General features: G+C 63.4%; 19 protein-coding genes and 1 pseudogene. 6 read left to right on the forward strand and 14 right to left on the reverse strand.

Going from position 1 to position 21,076, the window contains the following annotated elements:
* Positions 1–78 precede the first annotated feature (78 nt).
* The 3 genes from NKI58_RS04845 to gcvA (NKI58_RS04855) all read right to left on the reverse strand — a co-directional run bounded on the left by NKI58_RS04845 (position 79) and on the right by gcvA (NKI58_RS04855) (position 4,159).
* Positions 79–1,518: a hypothetical protein gene (locus NKI58_RS04845; RefSeq protein WP_352853062.1), complete on the reverse strand. Its 1,440-nt coding sequence runs from the start codon at positions 1,516–1,518 to the stop codon at positions 79–81.
* Positions 1,519–1,687: 169 nt separating this feature from the next.
* Positions 1,688–2,992: a nicotinate phosphoribosyltransferase gene (gene pncB, locus NKI58_RS04850; protein WP_254815847.1), complete on the reverse strand. Its 1,305-nt coding sequence runs from the start codon at positions 2,990–2,992 to the stop codon at positions 1,688–1,690.
* 192 nt (positions 2,993–3,184) lie between these two features.
* Positions 3,185–4,159, reverse strand: coding sequence for a transcriptional regulator GcvA (gene gcvA, locus NKI58_RS04855; RefSeq protein ID WP_023676980.1), 975 nt, complete (start codon positions 4,157–4,159; stop codon positions 3,185–3,187).
* A gap of 181 nt (positions 4,160–4,340) precedes the next feature.
* On the opposite strand from gcvA (NKI58_RS04855), the gene speB reads away from it, so the two are divergent.
* The 4 genes from speB to NKI58_RS04875 all read left to right on the forward strand — a co-directional run bounded on the left by speB (position 4,341) and on the right by NKI58_RS04875 (position 7,667).
* On the forward strand, positions 4,341–5,402 hold the full coding sequence (speB, locus tag NKI58_RS04860) for an agmatinase (RefSeq protein ID WP_352455929.1): 1,062 nt from the start codon (positions 4,341–4,343) through the stop codon (positions 5,400–5,402).
* A 136-nt stretch (positions 5,403–5,538) separates the two neighbouring features.
* Entirely contained in the window at positions 5,539–6,348 is an 810-nt protein-coding gene (locus NKI58_RS04865) for a transporter substrate-binding domain-containing protein (RefSeq protein WP_352783720.1), read from the forward strand.
* 6 nt (positions 6,349–6,354) lie between these two features.
* Positions 6,355–7,023: an amino acid ABC transporter permease gene (locus tag NKI58_RS04870; protein WP_023676983.1), complete on the forward strand. Its 669-nt coding sequence runs from the start codon at positions 6,355–6,357 to the stop codon at positions 7,021–7,023.
* Positions 7,020–7,667, forward strand: coding sequence for an amino acid ABC transporter permease (locus tag NKI58_RS04875; RefSeq protein ID WP_023676984.1), 648 nt, complete (start codon positions 7,020–7,022; stop codon positions 7,665–7,667). Before NKI58_RS04870 ends, NKI58_RS04875 begins: the two co-directional genes overlap by 4 nt.
* 16 nt (positions 7,668–7,683) lie before the next feature.
* Here NKI58_RS04875 and NKI58_RS04880 read toward each other — a convergent pair whose 3' ends face one another.
* Positions 7,684–9,087 carry an MATE family efflux transporter gene (locus NKI58_RS04880; RefSeq protein ID WP_023676985.1) on the reverse strand — a complete coding sequence of 468 codons (1,404 nt, stop codon included), beginning with the start codon at positions 9,085–9,087 and terminating at the stop codon, positions 7,684–7,686.
* Positions 9,088–9,320: 233 nt separating this feature from the next.
* Here NKI58_RS04880 and NKI58_RS04885 point away from each other — a divergent pair, with 233 nt between their 5' ends.
* On the forward strand, positions 9,321–9,902 hold the full coding sequence (locus NKI58_RS04885; protein ID WP_352784145.1) for a histidine phosphatase family protein: 582 nt from the start codon (positions 9,321–9,323) through the stop codon (positions 9,900–9,902).
* Positions 9,903–9,916: 14 nt separating this feature from the next.
* On the opposite strand, the gene NKI58_RS04890 is transcribed toward NKI58_RS04885, so the two are convergent.
* From NKI58_RS04890 to gcvA (NKI58_RS04930), 9 genes are all read right to left on the reverse strand, one after another.
* A complete protein-coding gene (locus tag NKI58_RS04890) occupies positions 9,917–11,503 on the reverse strand; it encodes an FGGY-family carbohydrate kinase (protein WP_023676987.1) in 1,587 nt (528 codons plus the stop codon).
* A complete protein-coding gene (locus tag NKI58_RS04895) occupies positions 11,500–12,183 on the reverse strand; it encodes an HAD family hydrolase (protein WP_352455927.1) in 684 nt (227 codons plus the stop codon). The genes NKI58_RS04890 and NKI58_RS04895 overlap by 4 nt, the downstream gene beginning before the upstream one ends.
* 15 nt (positions 12,184–12,198) lie before the next feature.
* Complete coding sequence (locus NKI58_RS04900; RefSeq protein WP_352783713.1) at positions 12,199–13,677, reverse strand: mannitol dehydrogenase family protein; 1,479 nt, start codon at positions 13,675–13,677, stop codon at positions 12,199–12,201.
* A 71-nt stretch (positions 13,678–13,748) separates the two neighbouring features.
* Entirely contained in the window at positions 13,749–14,519 is a 771-nt protein-coding gene (locus tag NKI58_RS04905) for an L-iditol 2-dehydrogenase (protein ID WP_352701857.1), read from the reverse strand.
* Entirely contained in the window at positions 14,516–15,520 is a 1,005-nt protein-coding gene (locus tag NKI58_RS04910; RefSeq protein ID WP_023676991.1) for an ABC transporter ATP-binding protein, read from the reverse strand. The genes NKI58_RS04905 and NKI58_RS04910 overlap by 4 nt, the downstream gene beginning before the upstream one ends.
* A 51-nt stretch (positions 15,521–15,571) precedes the next feature.
* Entirely contained in the window at positions 15,572–16,396 is an 825-nt protein-coding gene (locus NKI58_RS04915) for a carbohydrate ABC transporter permease (RefSeq protein ID WP_023676992.1), read from the reverse strand.
* Positions 16,397–16,603: 207 nt separating this feature from the next.
* On the reverse strand, positions 16,604–17,476 hold the full coding sequence (locus tag NKI58_RS04920) for a carbohydrate ABC transporter permease (protein WP_031195183.1): 873 nt from the start codon (positions 17,474–17,476) through the stop codon (positions 16,604–16,606).
* 113 nt (positions 17,477–17,589) lie between these two features.
* Positions 17,590–18,900, reverse strand: coding sequence for an ABC transporter substrate-binding protein (locus NKI58_RS04925; RefSeq protein ID WP_352568548.1), 1,311 nt, complete (start codon positions 18,898–18,900; stop codon positions 17,590–17,592).
* Positions 18,901–19,114: 214 nt separating this feature from the next.
* Positions 19,115–20,026 (reverse strand): transcriptional regulator GcvA, encoded by a 912-nt coding sequence (gene gcvA, locus NKI58_RS04930; protein WP_352568549.1) that lies wholly within the window; start codon positions 20,024–20,026, stop codon positions 19,115–19,117.
* Between the two features lie 110 nt (positions 20,027–20,136).
* Between gcvA (NKI58_RS04930) and NKI58_RS04935 the strand changes: the two genes are divergently transcribed.
* Complete coding sequence (locus NKI58_RS04935; RefSeq protein WP_254815832.1) at positions 20,137–20,322, forward strand: hypothetical protein; 186 nt, start codon at positions 20,137–20,139, stop codon at positions 20,320–20,322.
* A gap of 75 nt (positions 20,323–20,397) precedes the next feature.
* On the opposite strand, the pseudogene NKI58_RS04940 reads toward NKI58_RS04935, so the two are convergent.
* A pseudogene (locus NKI58_RS04940) lies at positions 20,398–20,988 on the reverse strand (sugar-binding transcriptional regulator); the annotation flags it as partial.
* Positions 20,989–21,076: the final 88 nt, after the last annotated feature.

The raw sequence follows: 21,076 nt of genomic DNA on the forward strand, positions 1-21,076 counted from the left end.
ACAAACTAAATCACCAAAGCTCTGACGTGGCAAGCGAGCTTTCCCCAAGGTTCGATTGGCGGGCATCGCACACCTCGTTCATCCGGCGCTCGGCGTCGCAAGCAGCCATAGGCCGAGGACGGTGTAGGCGATCATCAGCACGGTGAGCGGGAACTGGCTGAGCGCGGCGCGAGCCGGAATGGCGTGCAGCCGCCAGGCCAAGCCATGGGCGACAAGCACAGCAAGCATGTGGCCGGCTATGATGACGCCGGCCTGGAGGTTCCACAGCCACCACGCCGAACCGGCACCGGCGACGACGCCGGCTTCAATTGACATGTCGGCGGTACCGAACAGGTTCCAGCCCAGCGCAAACGGGTCGGAGAGACCGGCAATCGCATATTGGCCGTCGACCAGCAGCGCCGTCAGATAATGCGCGAAGTGGTAGGCGAGCGCGATCGGTACGATCGACCAGACCAAAAGCCCGGCGGCGTGACCGAGCGAATGCTTGCTGCCGGCAAGGTTCTGGCCAAGAAAGACGGCGAGCGCGAACACGGCCGCAAGCACGGCAAAGCTCAGCACAAGGCCGAAGCTGCCGATGCCGATCAAAGCGGTGCGTCCCGGAAACTCCAGCGGATTGATGCCGAACCAGCCTAGCCAGAAGAAGGTTTTCGACAGGCCGTCGAAGGACACCGACGACAGCGCAAGCAGCAGGAAAGCGACGCCGCTGCGCGGTAGCGGCGCGGCACCGAGCAGCTTGGCGCCCGGCCAGCAGAGTTTTAGCCGGCCGTCTGCGCTACGTTCGACGATGGCGAAGCGCGCCACCATGGAAAAGAACACGGTCAGGAACTCACCGCGCAGGGTCCAGTCGCGGTAGCCGAAGACCTGCATGGCGGCGAAGCTCAGCAGCCAGTAGAGGCCGGCGGCCCAGGCCAGCCGCGCCGGATCGTCGGGCGCAGGGTCGATCAGCTCGAACCAGGCGAAGGCGAAGAACAGCAGGAAAGCCGGCCAATAGCCGAGCCGTTGGGGGAGCAGATACGGCTGCGTTCTGCCGGACAGGCGCGAGGCGACGCGGCATGGCCCGTACCAGGGGTTGAGCCACGACCAGAGATCGCCGCCGAGCCCCTGCAACAGAGCCAGGCCAACCCAGAGAAGCGTCCATACGGTCAGCGGCATCGGATTGGAAAGCGGATCGCGGCTGCCGAACAGGCCGGCGGCAATCAGAATTGCAAAGCCGGCAAAGGATACCAGGCTGACGGCAGTCCGCGCGCCGTCGCCGAAGGTAAAAAGCGGCAGGCGTTTGCGCCAGAAGCGGTCGAGGGAGTCCGGCGGCAGTAGCGCCAGGACAAGGAAAATGGCGGCAACCGAGAGCGCGCCACCGACGACGTAGTAGCCGGTGGGGAGGAGCAGGACGTGGCCGCGGTCGGAGGCGTGGGCGAAGGCGGGCGTGGATGGGAATGCCAAGGAAGCGACGAGGCCGGGAAAGGGCCTGATTGCAGAAATGCAGCGCTCTACGGCGCCCCCCTCTGTCCTGCCGGACATCTTCCCCTCAAGGGGGGAGATCGGCGGTTCCGCCGTCGGCTCTCCTTCTGCAACTTTAGCGATTGGCGAAAGCAGCAATGAGGGCGCAATCTCCCCCCTCGTGGGGGAGATGTCCGGCAGGACAGAGGGGGGCGCGAAGGAACTCATACTACGCAAGAGTTCCCCTACCTCACACCTTCACCAACTGCTCCACGCGGTCCTTCTGGCCGAAGATGCGCAAATAGCGCTCGATCTCTTTCTCGTCGCCTGTCGACTTGGCCGGATTGTCGGAAAGCTTGACCGCCGGCCTGCCGTTGGCTTCGGTGACCTTGCAGACCAGCGAGATGGCGTCTAGCCGGTTGGTCTCGGTCGGCGCGCAGCCCTCGAAATCGTTGGTCAGGTTGGTGCCCCAGCCGAAGGACATGCGCACCTTGCCGCGGAAGTGGCGGTAGGTTTCCTCGATGGTCTCGACCTCCAGCCCATCCGAGAAGATGAGCAGCTTCTGCTTGGGGTCCTTGCCCTTTTCGCGCCACCAGGAAATGATTTTCTCGCCGCCTTCGATCGGCGGCGCGCTGTCGGGGCGGAAGCCGGTCCAGTCGGCGACCCAGTCCGGTGCATCGCGCAGGAACGCCGCGGTGCCGAAGGTGTCCGGCAGTACGATCAGCAGGTTGCCGCCGTAGTAGCGCTGCCAGTCCTGCAGCACGTTGTAGGGCGACTGTTTCAATTCCTTTTCCGAATTGGTGAGCGCGGCGAACACCATCGGCAGTTCATGCGCATTGGTGCCGAGCGCCTCGAGATCGTTGTCCATGGCGAGCAGCACGTTGGAGGTGCCAGTGAAGGCCTCGCCGATGCCCTCCTTCAACGCTTCGACGCACCAGCGCTGCCACAGGAAAGAATGACGGCGGCGGGTGCCGAAATCCGAGATGCGGATGCCGGGCAGCGCCTTCAGCCGCTCGGTCTTGGCCCACATCTTGGCCTTGGCGCGGGCATAGAGCACGTCGAGCGCGAACGGCCCGAACGCCCGCATGGCCGCGCGAGATCGAAGTTCATTGATAATTGCCAGCGCCGGGATCTCCCACAGCGTCGTGTACATCCACGGACCGCTGAAGGCGAGTTCGTATTGACCGTCGCGCTTGGAAAGCTCGTATTCGGGCAGCCGGAAATTTTCCAGCCAGGCGAGGAATTCCGGTTCGAATATCTGCTTGCGGCCATAGAAGGTGTTGCCGCCGAGCCAGATCATCTCTTTCTTAGAGAAGCGCAAGGTGCGGGCATGGTCGAGCTGCTCGCGCAGCTCCGTCTCATCGATCTCCTCGGCAAGGCGGACCGAGGTGGTGCGGTTGATCAGCGAGAAGGTGGCGTCGACCTTGGGATACATGCCCCAGATCATCTGCAGCATCAGAAGCTTGTAGAAATCGGTGTCGAGCAAGCTGCGGACGATCGGGTCGAGCTTCCAGGTGTGATTGTAGACGCGCCGCGCTATATCGGTCTTTGCCATCGCTCAATGCGCCTTCGCTGCTCGGTCTAGCTTTTGTCTAGCGCAATTCCGGACGGAAAACCGCTGCGCACTTTTCCTGGAATTGCTCCAAATGCCTCTTAGCATCGAATTTTTGAACGCGCCTCCCGCTTTGCGGGCTGGCCCGACAAAAAGAAGCCCCTGCGGCAAGCGGCGCCTACGGCAGTTTCGGCCTCAGGATGCGGTCTTGGCGCCGACCACCTTGAGCGCTGGACGCTTGCGGCGAATGCCGATGCGGCCTGCCACCGGCGCGTCGGCGCGGCGGTCGGCCTGCTCTTTCTCGGCAAACAGCCAGTCGATGAACAATTGCACGATCGGTGCCGACCGCATCTCGTTGCGGCAGACGACGTAGAAATCGTCGACGGCCGGCACGGAAAGACTGAACGGGGCGACAAGCAGGCCCCTGGCGAGCAGTCCGCTTGCCGTCACCGTGTCGCCGAGCGCCACGCCATGGCCGTGGACAGCGGCCTCGGTCGCCATGCGCGCGTCGCCAAGATGGTGGCGGCGGCCGCGCTCCAGGTCCAGCGCGTCAGCGGCGGCCAGCCAGGTATGCCATTCGCGGCCGTCGTCGCCATGCAGGAAGACGTGATCGGCGAGGTCGCGGACGGTGCGGATCGGGCGGTTGTTGATCAGCGTCGGGCTGACCACCGGGAACAGTTCGAGGCCCGACCATTTGCGCATCCAGCAGTCGGTCCAGCTGCCGTCACCATAGTGTACGCAGACATCGATATGCGGTGCGCGGACGTCCTTGGCATCATTGGATGGGATCAGCGTCAGCCTGATATCCGGATATTGCGAGGTGAAGCTGCCCAGCCGCGGGATCATCCACAGCAACAGTAGCGCCGGCACGCAGGATACAGAGAGAACGCCGGTGCTGGCCGGCCTCGTCATGCGCTGCGTGGCGGCGGCAATGCCGTCGAAGGCGGTCGACACCGCCGGCAGCAACTCGGCGCCGTGCGGCGTCAGCTTCACCCGCTGACCGGCACGCTCGAACAGCTTGACACCCAACGATTGCTCGAGCGCCTTGATCTGATGGCTGATGGCGCCGTGGGTGACGTTGAGCTCAGCCGCCGCCTTGCTCAGCGAGGCGTGGCGCGCCGTCGCCTCGAAGGCGCGCAGCGGGTTGAGCGGTGGCAAACGCTTGGCCATTTGGACCCTAGGCTCTGTGAGATTTTCTCACAGATAACACACTAACAATATCAATTGATTTTTCAATGCAGCTACGGGACACTTTGCCCAGGCATTGCATCAAGACGTGAAATCTGCAGGCAGCCGACGGCTGCGGCTATCGGGGCCGCTGTCCGCGCCGCACCAGCCATGGAGGACCGACATGGGTTACGACCGCGGCAAGCTCGAAGCGTTGCGCCGCAAATACGGCGAGAGCCATGGCGGCGAAATGTTCGACCCGAAATTCCAGCGTGTCGCCGACAAGATCTTCTCCAAGACCGGCACGCGACTGGCGCCCTATTCCGGCATCCCGACCTTCCTCGCGGCGCCCTATCGTGAAATCGCCGCCGACAATCCGGATTTCGGCGATCTGCAGGTGGCGATGATCGGTGTGCCGATGGATCTGGGCGTCACCAACCGGCCGGGCGCCCGTTTCGGGCCAAGGGCGCTGCGCGCCATCGAGCGCATCGGCCCCTACAATCATGTGCTGGAATGCGCACCGACGCATGAGCTGAAGGTCGCCGACATCGGCGACGTGCCGTTCCAGAGCCGCTACCGGCTGGAGACCAGCCATGACGACATCGAACGCCGCACCAACCAGATCGTCGACGCCGGCGTCCTGCCCTTGTCTGTCGGCGGCGACCATTCGATTAGCCACCCGATCCTGAAGGCTGTCGGCAAGAGGGCGCCGGTGGGCATGATCCATATCGACGCGCACTGCGATACCAGCGGCCTGTTCGACATGACCAAGTTCCACCATGGCGGGCCGTTCCGCAACGCGGTGCTGGACGGCGTGCTCGACCCGAGCCGCACCATCCAGATCGGCATTCGCGGCTCGGCCGAGTATCTGTGGGAGTTCACCTATGAGTCCGGCATGACCGTCGTGCATGCCGAAGAGGTGACCGGCCTCGGCATTCCCGCAATTATCGAGAAGGCGCGCAGGATAGTCGGCGACGGCCCGACCTATGTCTCGTTCGACATCGACAGCGTCGATCCGGCCTTCGCGCCGGGCACCGGCACACCGGAAGTCGGCGGGCTGACGACGCGCGAAGTGCTCGAGCTGCTGCGCGGCCTGAAGGGACTCAACATCGTCGGCGGCGACGTCGTCGAGGTGGCACCGCAGTACGACGCGACCACCAACACGGCGCACGCCGGCGCGCAGGTGCTGTTCGAGATCCTCAGCCTGATGGTCTTCAGCCCGGCAATCACCGGCAAGGCGGGCTGACACGCTCGACCATGATCCCGAAAGTGGGAACCGGTTTTCGGAGAAGATCATGGTCCACTAGAGAATCCAAAGGCGACCGCCGCGCTGGAGCCGGCGGTTGCACTCAAACAAACAAGCTTCCAGCAGGGGAATGACAATGACACTTCACATGAAGCTCAAATCCTCCATCGCCGCCGTGCTGATGCTCGGCGCGACCGGTCTTGGTTTCACCACCCAGGCCGCCAATGCCGACGCGATCGACGACATCGTCAAGGCCGGCGCGATCAATGTCGGCATCTTTTCCGACTTCCCGCCTTTCTCCTCGGCCAGCGCCGATATGAGCATCAAGGGCTACGACATCGACGTGGCGCAATCCATCGCCGACCAGCTCAAGGTCAAGCTCAATCTGGTCAGCGTGACCGGCCAGAACCGCATTCCGTACCTGACCGACAAGCGTGTCGACCTGCTGATGAGCGTCGGCTACTCCAAGGAGCGTGAGCAGGTGATCGATTTTGCCGCCGCCTACGCACCCTATTACATCGCCGTCATCGGCCCGGCAGCACTTGCGGTCAAAGGCAAGGAAGACCTTGCCGACAAGTCGATCGCCGTCAATCGCGGCACGCTGGAGGACACGTCGCTGACCGAGGCGGCACCGGCCTCGGCCGACATCCGCCGTTTCGACAACTACAATTCCGTCATCCAGGCCTTCATTTCGGGTCAGACCCAGCTGATGGTGGTCGGCAACGATGTCGGCGCCCAGGTGCTCGCCCGCCAAGAGGCGCTGAAGCCGGAGCAGAAATTCCAGCTTCTCACCTCGCCCTCGCATATCGGCCTCAACAAGAAGGAAGACCGCCTCAAGCAAGCGGTCAACGATGCGGTTGCCAAGATGCTGGCCGAAGGCAGACTGGACGAAAGCTCGAAGGCCTGGCTGAAGACGCCGCTCGATCCCGCCAATCTCAAGGATTGATCGCCGGTGACCTATAGCCTCGACTTCGGCTGGCTTGCCGGGGCGACAGGGGCGATCGCGCGCGGCGCGGCCACGACGATCCTGTTGATCGCTGTGACCACGCTGGCGGGAACGTTGCTCAGCATCCTCGGCGCCGCAGGGCGGCGGAACGGTCCGCTCCTGCTCAAGCGGGCGATCGGCGTCTATGTCGAGGTGATCCGCAACACGCCGTTCCTGGTGCAGCTATTCTTCATCTTCTTCGGGCTGCCCAGCATCGGCGTCAGGCTCGATCCGGTGCTGGCAGCCATGCTGGCGATGACGCTCAACATGGCTGCCTATACGATCGAGATCGTTGGCGCCGGGCTCGACGCGGTGCCGCCCGGGCAGACGGAAGCGGCACTGGCGCTTGGGCTCAGGCCGCGCCAGGTCTTCATCAAGATCGTGCTGCCGCAGGCGCTCAAGGTGATCTATCCGGCGCTGACCAGCCAGATCGTCATCATGATGCTGGAATCCGCCGTGGTATCGCAGATCGCCGTTCGCGAGCTGACCTATGAAGCCGACATGCTGCAGGCGCGCACGTTCCGGGCTTTCGAGACCTATTTCATCGTGACGATGGTCTATCTCATCCTGTCGATTGGGCTGCGCCGGCTGCTGGTCGGCGGCGGGCGCCGGCTTCTCGGAGCCGGCGTGTCATGATCGAATTCACCTTCTGGGACATTCTGCGCAACCTGCTGCTGGCGGCGCGCTGGACGGTGCTCTTGTCGCTGGCCGCCTTTGTCGGCGGGGCCGTGGTCGGCATGATCGTGTTGTTCTTCCGGATCGCCAAGAATAAATGGGCGCGCCGGTTTGCCTCCGGCTACATCGCGCTTTTCCAGGGCACGCCGCTGCTGATGCAGCTCTTCCTGATGTTCTTCGGCTTGCCGATGCTGGGCCTGCGCATCGAGCCGTGGACCGCGGCGGTGCTTGGCCTGACCTTCTTTGCCAGCGCCTATCTCGCCGAGATCTGGCGCGGCGGCGTCGATGCACTGCCGCGCGGCCAGTGGGACGCCGGCGCCAGCCTCGGCCTGCACTATCTGCAGGAACTCCGGCTGATCATCTTGCCTCAGGCGTTTTCGATCACCCGCGCACCGACCGTCGGCTTTCTGGTGCAGCTGATCAAGTCGACCGCGCTGACGTCGATCATCGGTTTCGAGGAGCTGGTGAGGACATCCAACGCGATCAACAATGCGACCTTCGAACCGTTCAAAGTCTATGGGCTGGTAGCGCTGATCTTCTTCGTCATGTGCTTTCCGCTGACGCAATACGCACGTTTGCTCGAGCAGCGGGCGGCGGCCCGCTGAGCGGGCGACCAGCAATTCAACGCCCGAATACCAGCGGCGGCGCGATCCTGTCACGCCGCAGCCAGCGCCCTAGCAAGAGCGCCGCAACCACCGCCAGTCCCGACGACAGGCCGATCCAGATGCCGACGCCGTTGAAGCCGAAACGGAAGGCCAGCAGCACGCCGAGCGGCAGCCCGATGCCCCAATATCCGATCGCGGCATAGATCATCGGCACCTTGGTGTCGTGCAGGCCGCGCAGCATGCCGCTGGCGACCGCCTGCGCACCGTCAAAAACCTGGAACAGCGCGGCAAAGGCGAGGAACGACACGGCAAGCGCCACCACCTCGGCATTAGCCGGATTGCCCAGATCGATGAAGGCGCCGATCAAGAGATGCGGCCACAGGATCATCACCAGCCCCATCAGCGCCATGAAGGAGACACCGACGACATAGGCGGTCCAGCCAGCCCGGCTGACACCTTCCGGATTGCCGGCGCCGTGGGCAAGTCCGACGCGCACAGTCACCGCCTGGTTGAGGCCGAGCGGCACCATGAAGGTGATCGAGGCAATCTGGATGGCGATCGCATGGGCGGCAAGCGAAGCGGCATCGATCAGGCCCATGAGAAAGGCCGCCGCGTTGAAGATCGTCACCTCGAACGCCAGCAGGCCGGCGATCGGCAGGCCGAGCCGCAGCAGGCCCTTGAAGCGCGGCCAATCGGCGCGCCAGAAGCGTCCGAACAGACGATAGCGCCGGAATTCCTTCTCAAGCATCACCACCGCCGCCATGCCGGCGAACATCAACGTGCTGGACAGAGTGGTGGCGAGGCCGGAGCCGGCGATGCCCATCGATTGGATGCCGAGATTACCGAACATGAACAGCCAGTTGAAGAAGGCATTGCAGGCGACGGCAACGAAGACGATGATCAGCGCCCAGCCCGGCCGCTCCAGCGCCGAAATGAACGAGCGCAGGACGATGTAGCCGAAAAAGGGCAGCACCGCCCATTCGAGCCAGCGCAGATAGATGCCCGCCTGGTGCGCCAGCGCCGGTTCCTGACCCATGGCCAGCAACACGCTCTCGCCGTGCCAGAGAAGGGCCCATATCGGAATGCAAATGAGGATCGCCAGCCACAGACCCTGGCGCACGGTGCGGCGCAGGTCGCGCACCGAGTGCCGGCGACGGCCGAGCTCGGTCGCCATCATCGGCGAGGTCGCCAGCATCAGGCCGAGCCCGAAGATGAGCGGCATGAAGTAGAGGTTGGCACCAAGCGCACCGCTGGCCAGCGTGTCCGGCCCCAGCCGCCCCATCATCATGACGTCGGTAGCGGTCATCGCGGTCTGGCCGAGATTGGTCAGCACCATCGGCCAGGCGAGCGCCAGCATCGCCCTGATTTCCCGACGCCAAAGGTTTTCCGGCGCGCGAGCGTCGGCTTCGATCGCAGACATTCTAGTTTTCCGCCTATCCGATTGCGGCACGTCGGCAAGAGCCGGAAGCCGCGTCTCAGCGCGGAAAATGGCCAAGACCGGCCGGATTCCGCATTACGACGGGTTTGTCTATCAAATGGGCACCGGTGGCAAGAGGCTGACTTGCGGAAGGGTTAAGCCAGTCGGTTCAATGCAGGCTATTGGAGAGGCTATGGAAGCCGCTATGGTCGCGGCAGATCCATTTGAAAGGCAGCCTGATGAGCGCGTTTCCCGAAATCTATCTGGTTCGGCATGGCGAGACGGAATGGAGTGCGTCCGGAAAACATACCGGCCGAACCGACATACCGCTGACGCCGGCCGGCGAGGAAGCGGCAAGGCGGATCGCTGAGCGGCTCGAGGGCCTGTCCTTCTCGGCGGTGTGGTCGAGCCCGTCGCAGCGCGCCTTCAACACCTGTGCGCTGGCCGGCTTCGGCTCGTCAGGCGTGAAGAAGGACGATCTGGCGGAGTGGGATTATGGTGCCTATGAGGGATTGACCACCAAGCAAATCCTCGCCGAGCGCCCCGGCTGGCGTCTCTTTCGCGACGGCTGCCCGAGCGGCGAGTCCGCCACGGATGTCGGCTCGAGGGCGGACCGGATCGTCAGCCAGTTGCGCGAGGTCGACAGCAATGTCCTGGTCTTCTCAAGCTCGCATTTCCTTAGGGTGCTGGCCGCACGCTGGCTCGGCCTGCCGCCGCAAGCCGGCGCGTTTTTCGTGCTGGATACCGCCAGCATAAGCGGGCTCGGTTATGAGCACGACCTTGACGAGCCGGTCATCCGGCGCTGGAACCAGAGATAGCAACCGATCCCGATTTATCGGATCGCGTCCAGCGCCTGCCTTTGCCTGTGCATTTCGAGAAACACGCGGTAGTCGCGATCGAACCGGCCGGCGGCAGCCGGATTTGGCTCTCGCGTCCTGCCGCCCTGTTGCATGGCGACGCAGGCAGCGTTCAAATCGGGAAAAAGCCTGGCCGCGGTGGCGGCAATCATGCCGGTGCCGAGCAGCACCGCCTCGTCCGCCAGCGGCTCGACCACCGTGCAGCCGGTGGCATCGGCATAGAGCTCCATCAACAGCGGGTTCTTGGTGTGGCCGCCGGTGACGTGCAGTGTGTCGATCAGATAGCCGTTCTCGTTCAGCGCTTCCAGCACATGACGGACGCCAAGCGCGATGCTGACGGCGGTGCGCCAGTAGAGCTTGCACAGACTGTCGAAGGAGGCATCCAGCGTCAGCCCGCTGATGACGCCGACGGCATGCGGGTCGGCGAGCGGCGAGCGGTTGCCGTGAAAATCGGGCAGTACGTGCAGCCTTGCGGCGAGGTTGTCGCCCTCGGCGGCGCGCAGCTCGGCGACGCGGTGGGCAATCCTGGCATGCATGGCGGCATCCGGCTCGCCGCCGGCGCCATGCCAGCGGATGATGTGGTCGAGCAGCGCGCCGGTGGCCGACTGGCCACCTTCCGACAGCCACAGGCCGGGAAGGGCTGCGCCATAATATGGGCCCCAGACACCGGCGAAAGGCTGCGGATCGGGCGACATCGCCATGACGCAACTCGACGTACCGGCAATCAGGGCCAGATGGCGGCCGATGTTCGTCGCGTCACCGGCGAAACCGCCGAGCACGCCAAGCGCGCCGGCATAGGCATCGATGACGCCGGCGCCGACCCGGCATTTTTCGGTGAGGCCAAGCTCCGTCGCGGCTTGCGCGCCGAGCGGGCCGATATCGGCACCGACCGGGCTTGCCTTTTCCGGCAGGTTGCCGTGCTCAAAGATATCGCCGAGCCCGACGGCTTCGAAGAAGTCGCGCCGCCAGCCGGTCGCTTCATGGGCTAGATAGGTCCATTTGGCGGTCAGCGTGCATTGTGAACGGGAGAGCGAGCCGCTTGCCTTCCAGGTGAGGAAGTCGGTGAGGTCGAATAGATAGCCGGCTTCGTTCCATGTTCCGGGCAGGTTGCGCTTCAGCCACATCAGCTTCGGCGTCTCCATTTCCGGCGACATGACGCCGCCGATATAGTCGAGCACAGCGTGGCCGCTTTCAGTGCATTCGTCGGCCTCGGCAATTGCGCGATGGTCGAGCCAGACAATGGTGTCCCAGCGCCTTTCACCAGTGACGGACACGCTGAGCTGGCCGCCATGCCGGTCTCGCACCACCAGCGAGCAGGTGGCATCAAAGGAGATGCCGACGATATCCTCGGCCCGCACGCCCGCCTTTTCGCGGGCAGCGCGGACGGCCATGCACACCGCCGACCATATATCCTGCGAATCGTGCTCGGCATGGTCGGCCTTCGGCTGCTGCATTGCGATCGGGTGCTCGGCGCGGCCGAGCAAGGCGCCACTGGTGTCGAGAATGCCGGCACGAGCGCTTCCGGTGCCGACATCGACCGCGCAAACGAAACTGTTGGTCAAGGTGTTCTTGCTCTCGCTCCCAGGCCTGCAATCAGATCGGGCAATTGCAGCATGTCAGCGAATATAAAGTCCGGCTCACTCGACGCAAGCCGCGCTTTCAATGCCGGGTTGCCGGTGTGCGAGCCGCCGGTGAAGGCAAGGACGCGCATGCCGGCCGCCCGCGCCGCTTCGATGCCGGCCGGGCTGTCCTCGACGACGAGGCAGTTTCGCGGGGCCGCTCTCATTTTATCTGCTGCATGGAGAAAGAGATCGGGCGCCGGTTTGCCCCGCGCCACCATGGCGGCGCTGAACAAATGCGGCTCCAGCAGCCCAAGCAACCCGGTGACGTCGAGCGCATAGCGGATGCGTTCCAGGGTGCCGGAGGAGGCGACGCAGCACGGTACGCCGAGCCTCGGCAGGACCTGTGCGATACCTGGCATCGGTTTCAGCTCCTCGCGGAATCTGCGCATCAGTTCGGAGCGCATCTCGGTCAGATGCTGGTCGGTGAGATCGAGCCCGAAGTCGCTTGCGAGGATTTCGCGGACGCTCTTCATGCTCTTGCCGAGGAAGTGCTCGTAGGCAATGTCCTCGCTGACGTTGCCGCCGGCAAGCGCGATCATCTCCAGCAATGCCGAGACGGACAGCATCTCACTGTCCACCAGCACGCCGTCACAGTCGAAAATGACCAGTTCAGGCGTCATCGCGCTGGATCGGCTTCAGAGGTCGCCGGCGAGATAGCGCGTCAGTGTCGCGCGCGCGCCGTCCGCCCACAGCAGTCTCAGCGCTTGGCCGAAGGCTTCAGCGAACGGCGGCGAGCGGCCGACATCGCCATAGATGTCCTCCATGGCAAGCCAGGCGGCAGGCATGTCCCTGGCCGCCTTGGCCGTCGCCTGCAACCGGCCCCAGTTCGGGTCGTTGGGCTCGGTGACGGCACCGGAATCCGTCGTGCCGAAGCAGTAGCGACACCAGAGCGCCGATTCCAGCGCAAGGCCGGTGACACTTTTGCCAGCCTTCAGCCGGTCGGCGATGGTCGGGATGATGAATTTCGGCTGGCGGTTGGAGCCGTCGAGGCAAAGCCGGCGTATGGTGTCGCCGATCTTCGGATTGGAGAAGCGGTGCTCGATGAGCTGGTAGTAATCTTCGAGGTCGGTGTCCGGAACCGGCGGCACGGTCGGGATGATTTCGTCATGCTCGAGCTTGTCGAGGAAGCCGCGTACCAGCGGCTCCTGCATCGCCTCATGGACGAAATGGATGTCCATCAGCCCGGCCGGATAGGCGATGGTCGCATGGCCGCCATTGAGGATGCGGATCTTCATCAGCTCATAGGGCGCGACGTCGCTGACGAACTGCACGCCGACCTTTTCCAGCGGCGGGCGGCCGTCGGTGAAACGGTCCTCCAGCACCCATTGCTTGAACGGTTCGCAAAACACCGGCCAATTGTCGTCGAGGCCGAACTCGCTGGAGAGAATGCCGCGCTCGCGGTCGGTGGTGGCCGGCGTGATGCGGTCGACCATGCCATTGGGAAAGGCAACGTTCTCGCTCACCCAGTTTGCCAAACCTTCGTCGATCAGCCGCGCAAGGCCGATGACGCCATCTGAGGTGACGTGGCCGTTATGGGGGATGTTGTCGCAGGACATGATTGTGAAGGGCACGATACCGTCGGCGCGGCGGCGCAGCAGCCCGGCGAGGACGAGGCCGAAGACGGTCTTCGGGGTCGCCCCCGGCTCAGCGTCGGCAACGATGTCGGGATGTGTCGGATTGAAGACGCCGGATGCCGGATCGATGAAATATCCGCCCTCGGTAATGGTCAGGGAGACGATCTTGATCGCCGGATCGGCAAGCCGCTCGACGATTGCGGCCGCATCGCCCGGCACCAGGAAGTCGATCATGACGCCGGTGACGCGCGCGCTCATATGGCCGCTGTCCTGCTCGACCACGGTGGTCAGCCAGTCCTGCTCCTGCAACTTGCCGCGGCCGACCTTCTCGCCCTCGAAGACGCCGGCGCCAACAATGGCCCAGTCGTGGCCGACACCCGAATTGAACAGGTCGTCGAGATAGACGGCCTGGTGCGAGCGATGGAAATTGCCGACGCCGAAATGCACGATGCCGGCCTTGAGCGCGGCGCGATCATATTCCGGGCCGGCGACCTTGGGCGGCAGCTTGGCGAGGATGGAAGAAGAGAGTTTCACGGTCATCTGCTTTTACCCTTTAGCGGGACGGCTCTTCCCCCCGTGGAGGAGACGGGGGGAAGAGCGCCTTCGCCCCCTCAACTCATCCACTGGCCGCCATCGACATTGTAGGTCTGGGCGACGATGTACTCGGCCTCATCGCTGGCCAGGAACACCGCCATGCCGGTGAGGTCTTGCGCCGTGCCCATGCGGCCATAAGGCACGGCTTCGCCGACCAGCCTCTTCTTCTCGCCCCTCGGCCGGTTCTCGAACTTGGCGAACAAGGCATCGACATGGTCCCAATGCTCGCCGTCGACGACACCCGGGGCGATGGCATTGACGTTGATGCGGTGTTTGATCAGGTCGAGCCCTGCCGACTGGGTGAGCGAGATGACCGCCGCCTTGGTGGCGCAGTAGACAGCGACCAGTGCCTCGCCGCGGCGCCCGGCCTGGCTTGCCATGTTGATGATCTTGCCGCCCTTGCCCCGGGCAATCATCGAACGGGCGGCGGCCTGCAACGTAAACAGCGTGCCGGCGACGTTGACCGAAAACAATTTGTCGTAGCTTGTCTTGGTGATCTCGACGATCGGCGCCAGGTCGAACAAAGCAGCGTTGTTGATCAAGATATCCAGGCCGCCGGCCCTGGCTTCGACCGCCTTGACGGCCTCATCGATAGACGCGAGATCGGTGACGTCGAGCTTTACCGCGTAGGCGTTGCGGCCGATTTCCGAAGCCGTCTTCTCGGCGGCTTCGAGATTGATGTCGCCAATCGCTACCGTCGCCCCTTCGCGCATGTAGGCTTCGGCAAACGCCCTGCCGATGCCGCGCGCCGATCCGGTAATCAGCGCCGATTTACCCCGGAGCCTCATTGCAGCATCGCCTTCCCGTCGGCGCCGAAACGATGCAGCTTGGCCTTTTCCGGCGTCAGGTAGATCGTGTCGCCGTGATGGGCGGCCAACTCGCCGTCGGCACGCACCGTCAGCTGCCCGACACCATCCGCCTGGACGTGCAAAAACGTGTCGGAGCCGAGATGCTCGGCAACCCCGACCGTCGCCTTCCAGTCGCCTGACGTCTTCGAAATGTTCATATGCTCCGGGCGGATGCCGACTGTCTTGGCGCCATATTTGGCGGCCGGCGCGCCTTCGATCAGGTTCATCTTCGGCGAACCTATGAAGCCGGCGACGAACAGGTTCTTCGGCGTCTTATAGAGCTCCATCGGCGAGCCGACCTGCTCGATATTGCCGGCATTGAGCACGACGATCTTGTCGGCCATGGTCATCGCCTCGATCTGGTCGTGGGTGACGTAGACCATGGTTGTCTTGAGCTGGTGATGCAGCTCGCTGATCTCCAGCCGCATGGTGCCGCGCAGCGCCGCGTCGAGATTGGACAAAGGCTCGTCGAACAGGAAGGCCGACGGCTGGCGCACAATGGCGCGGCCGATGGCGACGCGCTGCCGCTGGCCGCCGGAGAGCTGGCCGGGGCGGCGGTCGAGGTAGTTGGTGAGGTTCAGGATCCGCGCGGCGTCCTTCACCTTCTTGTCGATGGTCGCCTGGTCCTCGCCCGCCATCTTCAGCGGGAAGGCGATGTTCTTGGCCACCGTCATGTGCGGGTAGAGCGCATAGGACTGGAACACCATAGCCAGCTTGCGCTTGGCCGGCGCCTCGCCGGTGACGTCGCGACCATCGATGATGATGGTGCCGCCGCTGGTATCCTCGAGACCGGCGATCAGACGCAACAGGGTGGATTTGCCGCAGCCCGACGGGCCGACGAAGACGACGAACTCTCCGTCCTCGATGACGAGATCGAGGCCGGGGATGATGGACGTCGCCCCGAAGGATTTGGAGACGTTCTTGAGCGTGATGTTTCCCATGGTTTCCTCCCCCGAAGGGCTATCTTTTCGTTTTGCGTCAGGCGATGCCCGCTACTTTACCGCACCGAATGTCAGGCCTCGGACCAGCTGCTTCTGGCTGAACCAGCCCATGATCAGGATCGGCGCGATCGCCAGCGTCGAGGCGGCCGAAAGCTTGGCCCAGAACAGCCCCTGCGGGCTGGAGAAGGAGCTGATGAAAGCGGTGAGCGGCGCGGCCTCGGTGGTGGTCAGCCGGATCGTCCAGAACGCCTCGTTCCAGGCGAGAATGATGTTGAGCAGCATGGTCGAGGCGATGCCGGGGACCGCCATCGGCGTCAGCACATAGATGATCTCGTTCCAGAGCGATGCGCCGTCCATGCGCGCCGCTTCCAGGATCTCGCCCGGGATCTCGCGAAAATAGGTGTAAAGCATCCAGACCACGATCGGCAGGTTGATCAGCATCAGCATGACCATCAGGCCGATGCGGCTGTCGAGCAGACCGGTATCGCGGAAGATCAGATAGATCGGAAACAGCACGGCGACGGCCGGCATCATCTTGGTGGAAAGCATCCACATCAGGATGTCCTTGGTGCGTTTGCCCGGCGAAAACGCCATCGACCATGCCGCCGGTATGGCGACGAGCAGAGCCAGGATGGTCGAGCCGACCGACAGGAACACCGAGTTCAGGAAGAATTTGAAATAGCCGTTCTGCGCCTGGACCTCGGAATAGCTCTCCGTGGTTCCCGACGGGAACAGGTTGAAGCCCTGGATAGCCTCCTGCTCCGACTTGAACGAAGTGATGATCGTATAGAGGATCGGGAAGAAGATCAGCAGCGCGACGATCCAGGCGGCCGCGGTAGCAATCGTCTTGTGCTGGGTGGTGACTGCACGTGCCATGGTCAGGTCCTCCCTATCGGCGATGTTGGCGGCAGGGTCGACCCCCACTCCGGTTTGCTGCGCAACCCACCTCTCCCCCGATCGAGGGGATGGAGGAAGGGCGCGGTTTCGATGCAGGCCTTTCCTCTACCCCGGGCAGGGGGAGAGGTGTCCCGCGCAGCGGGACGGAGTGGGGGTGGTTCAGCGCACGTGCCATCTTATCCTCCCTTATTTATCCAGGTTCTTGCCGACAGCGCGCATGGCGAAGAAGGCAACGATGTTGGCGAGAATGACGGCAATGATACCGCCGGCGGACGCCTGGCCGATTTTGAACTCCAGCAATGCCTTCTGATAGACGAGGAAGGGCAGGTTGGTGGAGGCGTAACCCGGGCCGCCATTGGTGGTGACGAGGATCTCGGCATAGACCGACAGCAGGAAGATCGTCTGGATCAGGATGACGACGGTTATGGCGCGCGACATATGAGGCAGCGTCAAATAGATGAAGCGGCTGATGAAGCCGGCGCCGTCCATTTCGGCGGCTTCCTTCTGCTCGCCGTCGAGCGACTGAAGCGCGGTCAACAGGATCAGCGTAGCAAACGGCAGCCATTGCCAGGCAACGATGATGATGATCGCCAGGAGCGGATGCTGCCCGAACCAATCGATCGGCTGCCCGCCGAAGAAGCGCGCAATATCGGCGAAAACCCCGTACTGCGGATGCATGATCATGTTCTTCCAGACCAGTGCTGCCACCGGTGGCATGACGAAGAACGGCGAGATGACAAGGATGCGGACGATGCCCTGTCCCCACATCGGCTGATCGAGCAGAAGGGCGAGCAGAATACCGCCGATCACCGTGATCAAAAGCACGCTGACGACGATGGTGAGCGTGTTGAGGATCGACTGCAGGAATGCCGGGTTGGAATAGAACAGCGCGTAGTTCGAAAACCCGACGAAGCCGTCGCGCATCGGATTGAGCGGGTTGTATTGCTGGAAGGAAAACCACAGCGTGAATGCCAGCGGCACAATCATCCAGACCAGCAGCAGCACCACGGATGGCGCCATCATGAAACGGGCAAGCGAACGGGTCTGCTGAGTAGCCATGACGGTCACCCTTCGAGGTCGGCCAAGTTTTCAGCGGTGTGAAAGCTGGCCGCCCGAACTGGGATTCGGGCGGCCGTTGCCGGTCGCCATTGGCAACCGGCACCGGGAGGAGCTTACTTGATGTAACCGCCCTCGGTCATCGTCGCGGTGGCGGCGTCCTGCGCCTGCTTCAAGGCATCGTCGACGCTCGACTGGCCGGCAAGTGCCGCCGAGAAGAGCTGGCCGACGGTGGTGCCGAGACCCTGGAACTCAGGAATGGCGACGAACTGGACGCCGACATAAGGCACCGGCTTGACGGTCGGGTGCGTCGGATCGGCGGAGTTGATCGAGTCCAGCGTCATCTTGGCGAAAGGTGCTGCCTTCTGGTATTCGGGATTGGCATAGAGCGACGAGCGCGTTCCCGGCGGAACGTTGGCCCAGCCTTCCTTCGAGGCGACGAGCTCGGCATAGTGCTTGCTGGTTGCCCAGGCTACGAACTTTTGAGCGGCGTCGGCCTTCTGCGTGCCGGCGGGGATGGCTAGCGACCATGCCCACAGCCAATTGCCGCGCTTGCCGAGGCCATTGTCCGGCGCCAGCGCATAGCCGACCTTGTCGGCGACGGTGGAGTTCTTCGGGTCGGAAACGAAGGAGGCAGCGACGGTAGCGTCGATCCACATGCCGCATTTGCCCTGCTGGAACAGCGCCAGGTTTTCGTTGAAGCCGTTGGACGACGCGCCCTCGGGGCCGTCGGCCTTCATCAGGTCGACATAGAACTGCAGCGTGTTCTTCCATTCGGGCTGGTCGAATTGCGGCTTCCAGTTCTCGTCGAACCAGCGCGCGCCGAACGAGTTCGACATGGCGGTCAGGAAGGCCATGTTCTCGCCCCAGCCGGCCTTGCCGCGCAGGCAGACGCCGTTCACGCCGTTGGCGCGGTCGGTCATCTTGTCGGCGGCCTGCTTGATGAAGTCCCAGGTCGGTGCATCGGGCATCTTGAGCCCGGCCTTTTCCATCAGGTCCTTGCGGTACATGACGAAGGAGCTTTCGCCGTAGAACGGGGCTGCGTAGAGCTTGCCGTCGACCGACAGGCCGCCGGCTATGGCCGGGATGATGTCCTTGACGTCGTAATCGTCGCCGAGTTTGTCGAGCGGCAAAAGCCAGTTCTGCTTGGCCCAGATCGGCACTTCATAGGTGCCGATAGTCATCACGTCGTACTGGCCACCCTTGGTGGCGATGTCGGTGGTGACGCGCTCGCGCAGAACGTTTTCCTCGAGCGTGACCCACTGCAGCTGGACGTCGGGATTCTTGGCGGTGAAGTCGTCGGTCAGCTTCTGCATGCGGACCATGTCGCCATTGTTGACCGTGGCGATGGTGATGGATTCGGCATGCGCGGCGAAAGCGAGCGCGCTGGCCGAGAACAGGCCTAGGGTGAACGTGCGAAGTTTCATCAAAATTCCTCCCATAAACCAAGATGAGCATTTGCCTTGGCTGTGAGCAATTACTCACTTGCGATGAATTATGTCAAGACGGATTCGTTGCTGCAGCGCAGCACGCCGGGTCTTGTGCAGCGGCAAGCCTGGGACGTTTGCGGCATGTCTGACGAAGGATTCGGCCGGGCTGATTGGGCCCGGCGCTTTGCTATCGGGCTTGCTGGGATTCAGCCTACTGGCAAGCGATTTCACTCAGGATCCAATCGCGGAAGGCGCGGATCTTCGGCACGTTGCGTCGTGCCGTCGGATAGACCAGCCAATAGGCGTGGCCGTCGTCACCGACCAGATCAAAGGGCTGGATCAGGCGGCCGTCGGCAAGTTCGGTCTTGAACAGCGCCTTGGTAACGATCGCCACGCCGTGGCCGGCAATCGCGGCATTGGCCTCGTAGGCCTGCGCGCCCATGCTGGTGCCGGGACGCCTGGCCAGATCCTCGACCGGCAGGCCGGCGGCGGCAAACCAGTCCCGCCACCAGATGTCACCCGGGTCGAGGATCGGCAGCCGCAGCAGGTCGGCCGGCTCCTTGACTCCGCCGATGCTTGCCGCGAGCTTTGGACTAAGGACCGGCGTGAAATCGGCCCTGAAAAGCATATGGGTCTCGACGCCCGGCCAGTTGCCACCGCCGGAGCGGATGGCGATGTCGATATCCTCTCTGGCAAAGTCGACAACCCTGTTCGAAGTATCGACGCGCACCGCCAGCGACGGATGCGCGACCTGGAACGAACCGAGATGCTGCGCCAGCCAATTGGAGGCAAATGTCAGCAGCGTCGAAACGCAAAGCAAGCCGTCGGCGCCGGTGCGCGCGGCGGCATAGGCGCCGCTCAACAGCGCGAACGCCTCGCTGACCGCGGGCGCCAGGCGCTGGCCGGGTTCGGTCAGCACGATCTGTTTTGGCTGGCGCAAGAACAGGGGCGCGCCGATGCGCTCCTCCAGAAGCTTGATCTGATAGCTTGCCGCCGCCTGCGTCATGCCAAGCTCCTGGGCGGCCTTGGTGAACGAGAGATGCCGCGCCACCGCCTCGAACACCCGGATCGCCTGAAGCGGAGGAAGCTGCGAAACCAGCTGTCGTGAATTGAGCTCCGGCATAAGCCCTCCTTATGGGCAGTGATCGACGTTTGATTGGCGGCACCGGCCGGTCCTACCGATATTCCGTATTGAAGATCAATTACGCCTAGGGATAGCGAAGGCTGACGATCATGACCACAATACAGGAAAAGCTGCTTCTTGCTCCAGCCCATGGCTGGTTTTCACGGTTGGCGCGGGGATTGGCAAGGCACGCGGCGCGGAAACGGGCCTATCTCGACGTCCGGGAGCTGCCGCCGCATCTGCAGCGCGACATGGGCTTTCTCGACGGCAACGATCCTTGCGGCCGGCACCAGTAGTGACGCTCGTTTTATCGGGGATTCAGATGCGTTTCGATTTCACATGATCGTTTCCGACCGCCAGCGGCTCGGAGATCATGCGCCCGCCAGCAAGGCGGCGGCGGTCCGCTCATCGGTGATGAGGCCGTTGACCAACCGCCGGTTGACGGCGGCGAAGATGCCCGGCAGCTTGCGGTCGCCCATGGCAAGCGCGATCACCAGCGACTTTTCGCGCGACGGCAGCGGCGCCGACGACACCCGATCATTGGTGATGCCCTCGATCATGCGGCCGTCACGATCGAATACCCAGCCGACGATCTCGGCGACGCCGCCGGCCTTCTGCAGCGCCTTTAATTCGCCCTCCGAAATGAAGCCGTCTTCGTAAAGCGGCGCTTTCGGGCCGAGATCGCCGATGCCGACAAAGGTGACGTCGGCCTCGGCCGCAAGCGCCAGCGTCGGCTGGATCATCGGCTGGCTGAGCAGCATCTCGCGCTCCTCGGGCGAGGAAGCGATGACCGGCAAAGGCATCGGAAACGAACGCGCCTTGACCCTGTCGGCCATGGTGAAGATGACGTTGTAGAAGGCCGCCGAGCCGTCCGGCGAGATGTTGCCGGTCAGCGACACCACTTTGTGCTGCGGGCATTCCATCGGCGGCAGTTGCTCGATCGCGGCCTTCAGCGTGCGGCCGGGGGCCGGCGTCAAGCTCAACCACACCGACGAGAAATATAAAAAAAACAACACCCCCAAAGCACACAAAAAAACTAAAAAAAGAACA

It is taken from the genome of Mesorhizobium sp. M0522 (genome assembly GCF_040321085.1).
Lineage (GTDB): Bacteria > Pseudomonadota > Alphaproteobacteria > Rhizobiales > Rhizobiaceae > Mesorhizobium.

What these genes read in the sequence shown, in the direction of transcription:
- gcvA (WP_352568549.1), bottom strand. Translation starts at nt 20,026, where the DNA reads ATGCCGGAGCTCAATTCACGACAGCTGGTTTCGCAGCTTCCTCCGCTT.
- NKI58_RS04900 (WP_352783713.1), bottom strand. Translation starts at nt 13,677, where the DNA reads ATGACCGTGAAACTCTCTTCTTCCATCCTCGCCAAGCTGCCGCCCAAG.
- NKI58_RS04910 (WP_023676991.1), bottom strand. Translation starts at nt 15,520, where the DNA reads ATGGGAAACATCACGCTCAAGAACGTCTCCAAATCCTTCGGGGCGACG.
- gcvA (WP_023676980.1), bottom strand. Translation starts at nt 4,159, where the DNA reads ATGGCCAAGCGTTTGCCACCGCTCAACCCGCTGCGCGCCTTCGAGGCG.
- NKI58_RS04895 (WP_352455927.1), bottom strand. Translation starts at nt 12,183, where the DNA reads ATGACGCCTGAACTGGTCATTTTCGACTGTGACGGCGTGCTGGTGGAC.
- NKI58_RS04925 (WP_352568548.1), bottom strand. Translation starts at nt 18,900, where the DNA reads ATGAAACTTCGCACGTTCACCCTAGGCCTGTTCTCGGCCAGCGCGCTC.
- NKI58_RS04905 (WP_352701857.1), bottom strand. Translation starts at nt 14,519, where the DNA reads ATGAGGCTCCGGGGTAAATCGGCGCTGATTACCGGATCGGCGCGCGGC.
- speB (WP_352455929.1), top strand. Translation starts at nt 4,341, where the DNA reads ATGGGTTACGACCGCGGCAAGCTCGAAGCGTTGCGCCGCAAATACGGC.
- NKI58_RS04880 (WP_023676985.1), bottom strand. Translation starts at nt 9,087, where the DNA reads ATGTCTGCGATCGAAGCCGACGCTCGCGCGCCGGAAAACCTTTGGCGT.
- NKI58_RS04920 (WP_031195183.1), bottom strand. Translation starts at nt 17,476, where the DNA reads ATGGCTACTCAGCAGACCCGTTCGCTTGCCCGTTTCATGATGGCGCCA.
- NKI58_RS04915 (WP_023676992.1), bottom strand. Translation starts at nt 16,396, where the DNA reads ATGGCACGTGCAGTCACCACCCAGCACAAGACGATTGCTACCGCGGCC.
- NKI58_RS04875 (WP_023676984.1), top strand. Translation starts at nt 7,020, where the DNA reads ATGATCGAATTCACCTTCTGGGACATTCTGCGCAACCTGCTGCTGGCG.
- NKI58_RS04865 (WP_352783720.1), top strand. Translation starts at nt 5,539, where the DNA reads ATGACACTTCACATGAAGCTCAAATCCTCCATCGCCGCCGTGCTGATG.
- NKI58_RS04935 (WP_254815832.1), top strand. Translation starts at nt 20,137, where the DNA reads ATGACCACAATACAGGAAAAGCTGCTTCTTGCTCCAGCCCATGGCTGG.
- NKI58_RS04845 (WP_352853062.1), bottom strand. Translation starts at nt 1,518, where the DNA reads ATGTCCGGCAGGACAGAGGGGGGCGCCGTAGAGCGCTGCATTTCTGCA.
- pncB (WP_254815847.1), bottom strand. Translation starts at nt 2,992, where the DNA reads ATGGCAAAGACCGATATAGCGCGGCGCGTCTACAATCACACCTGGAAG.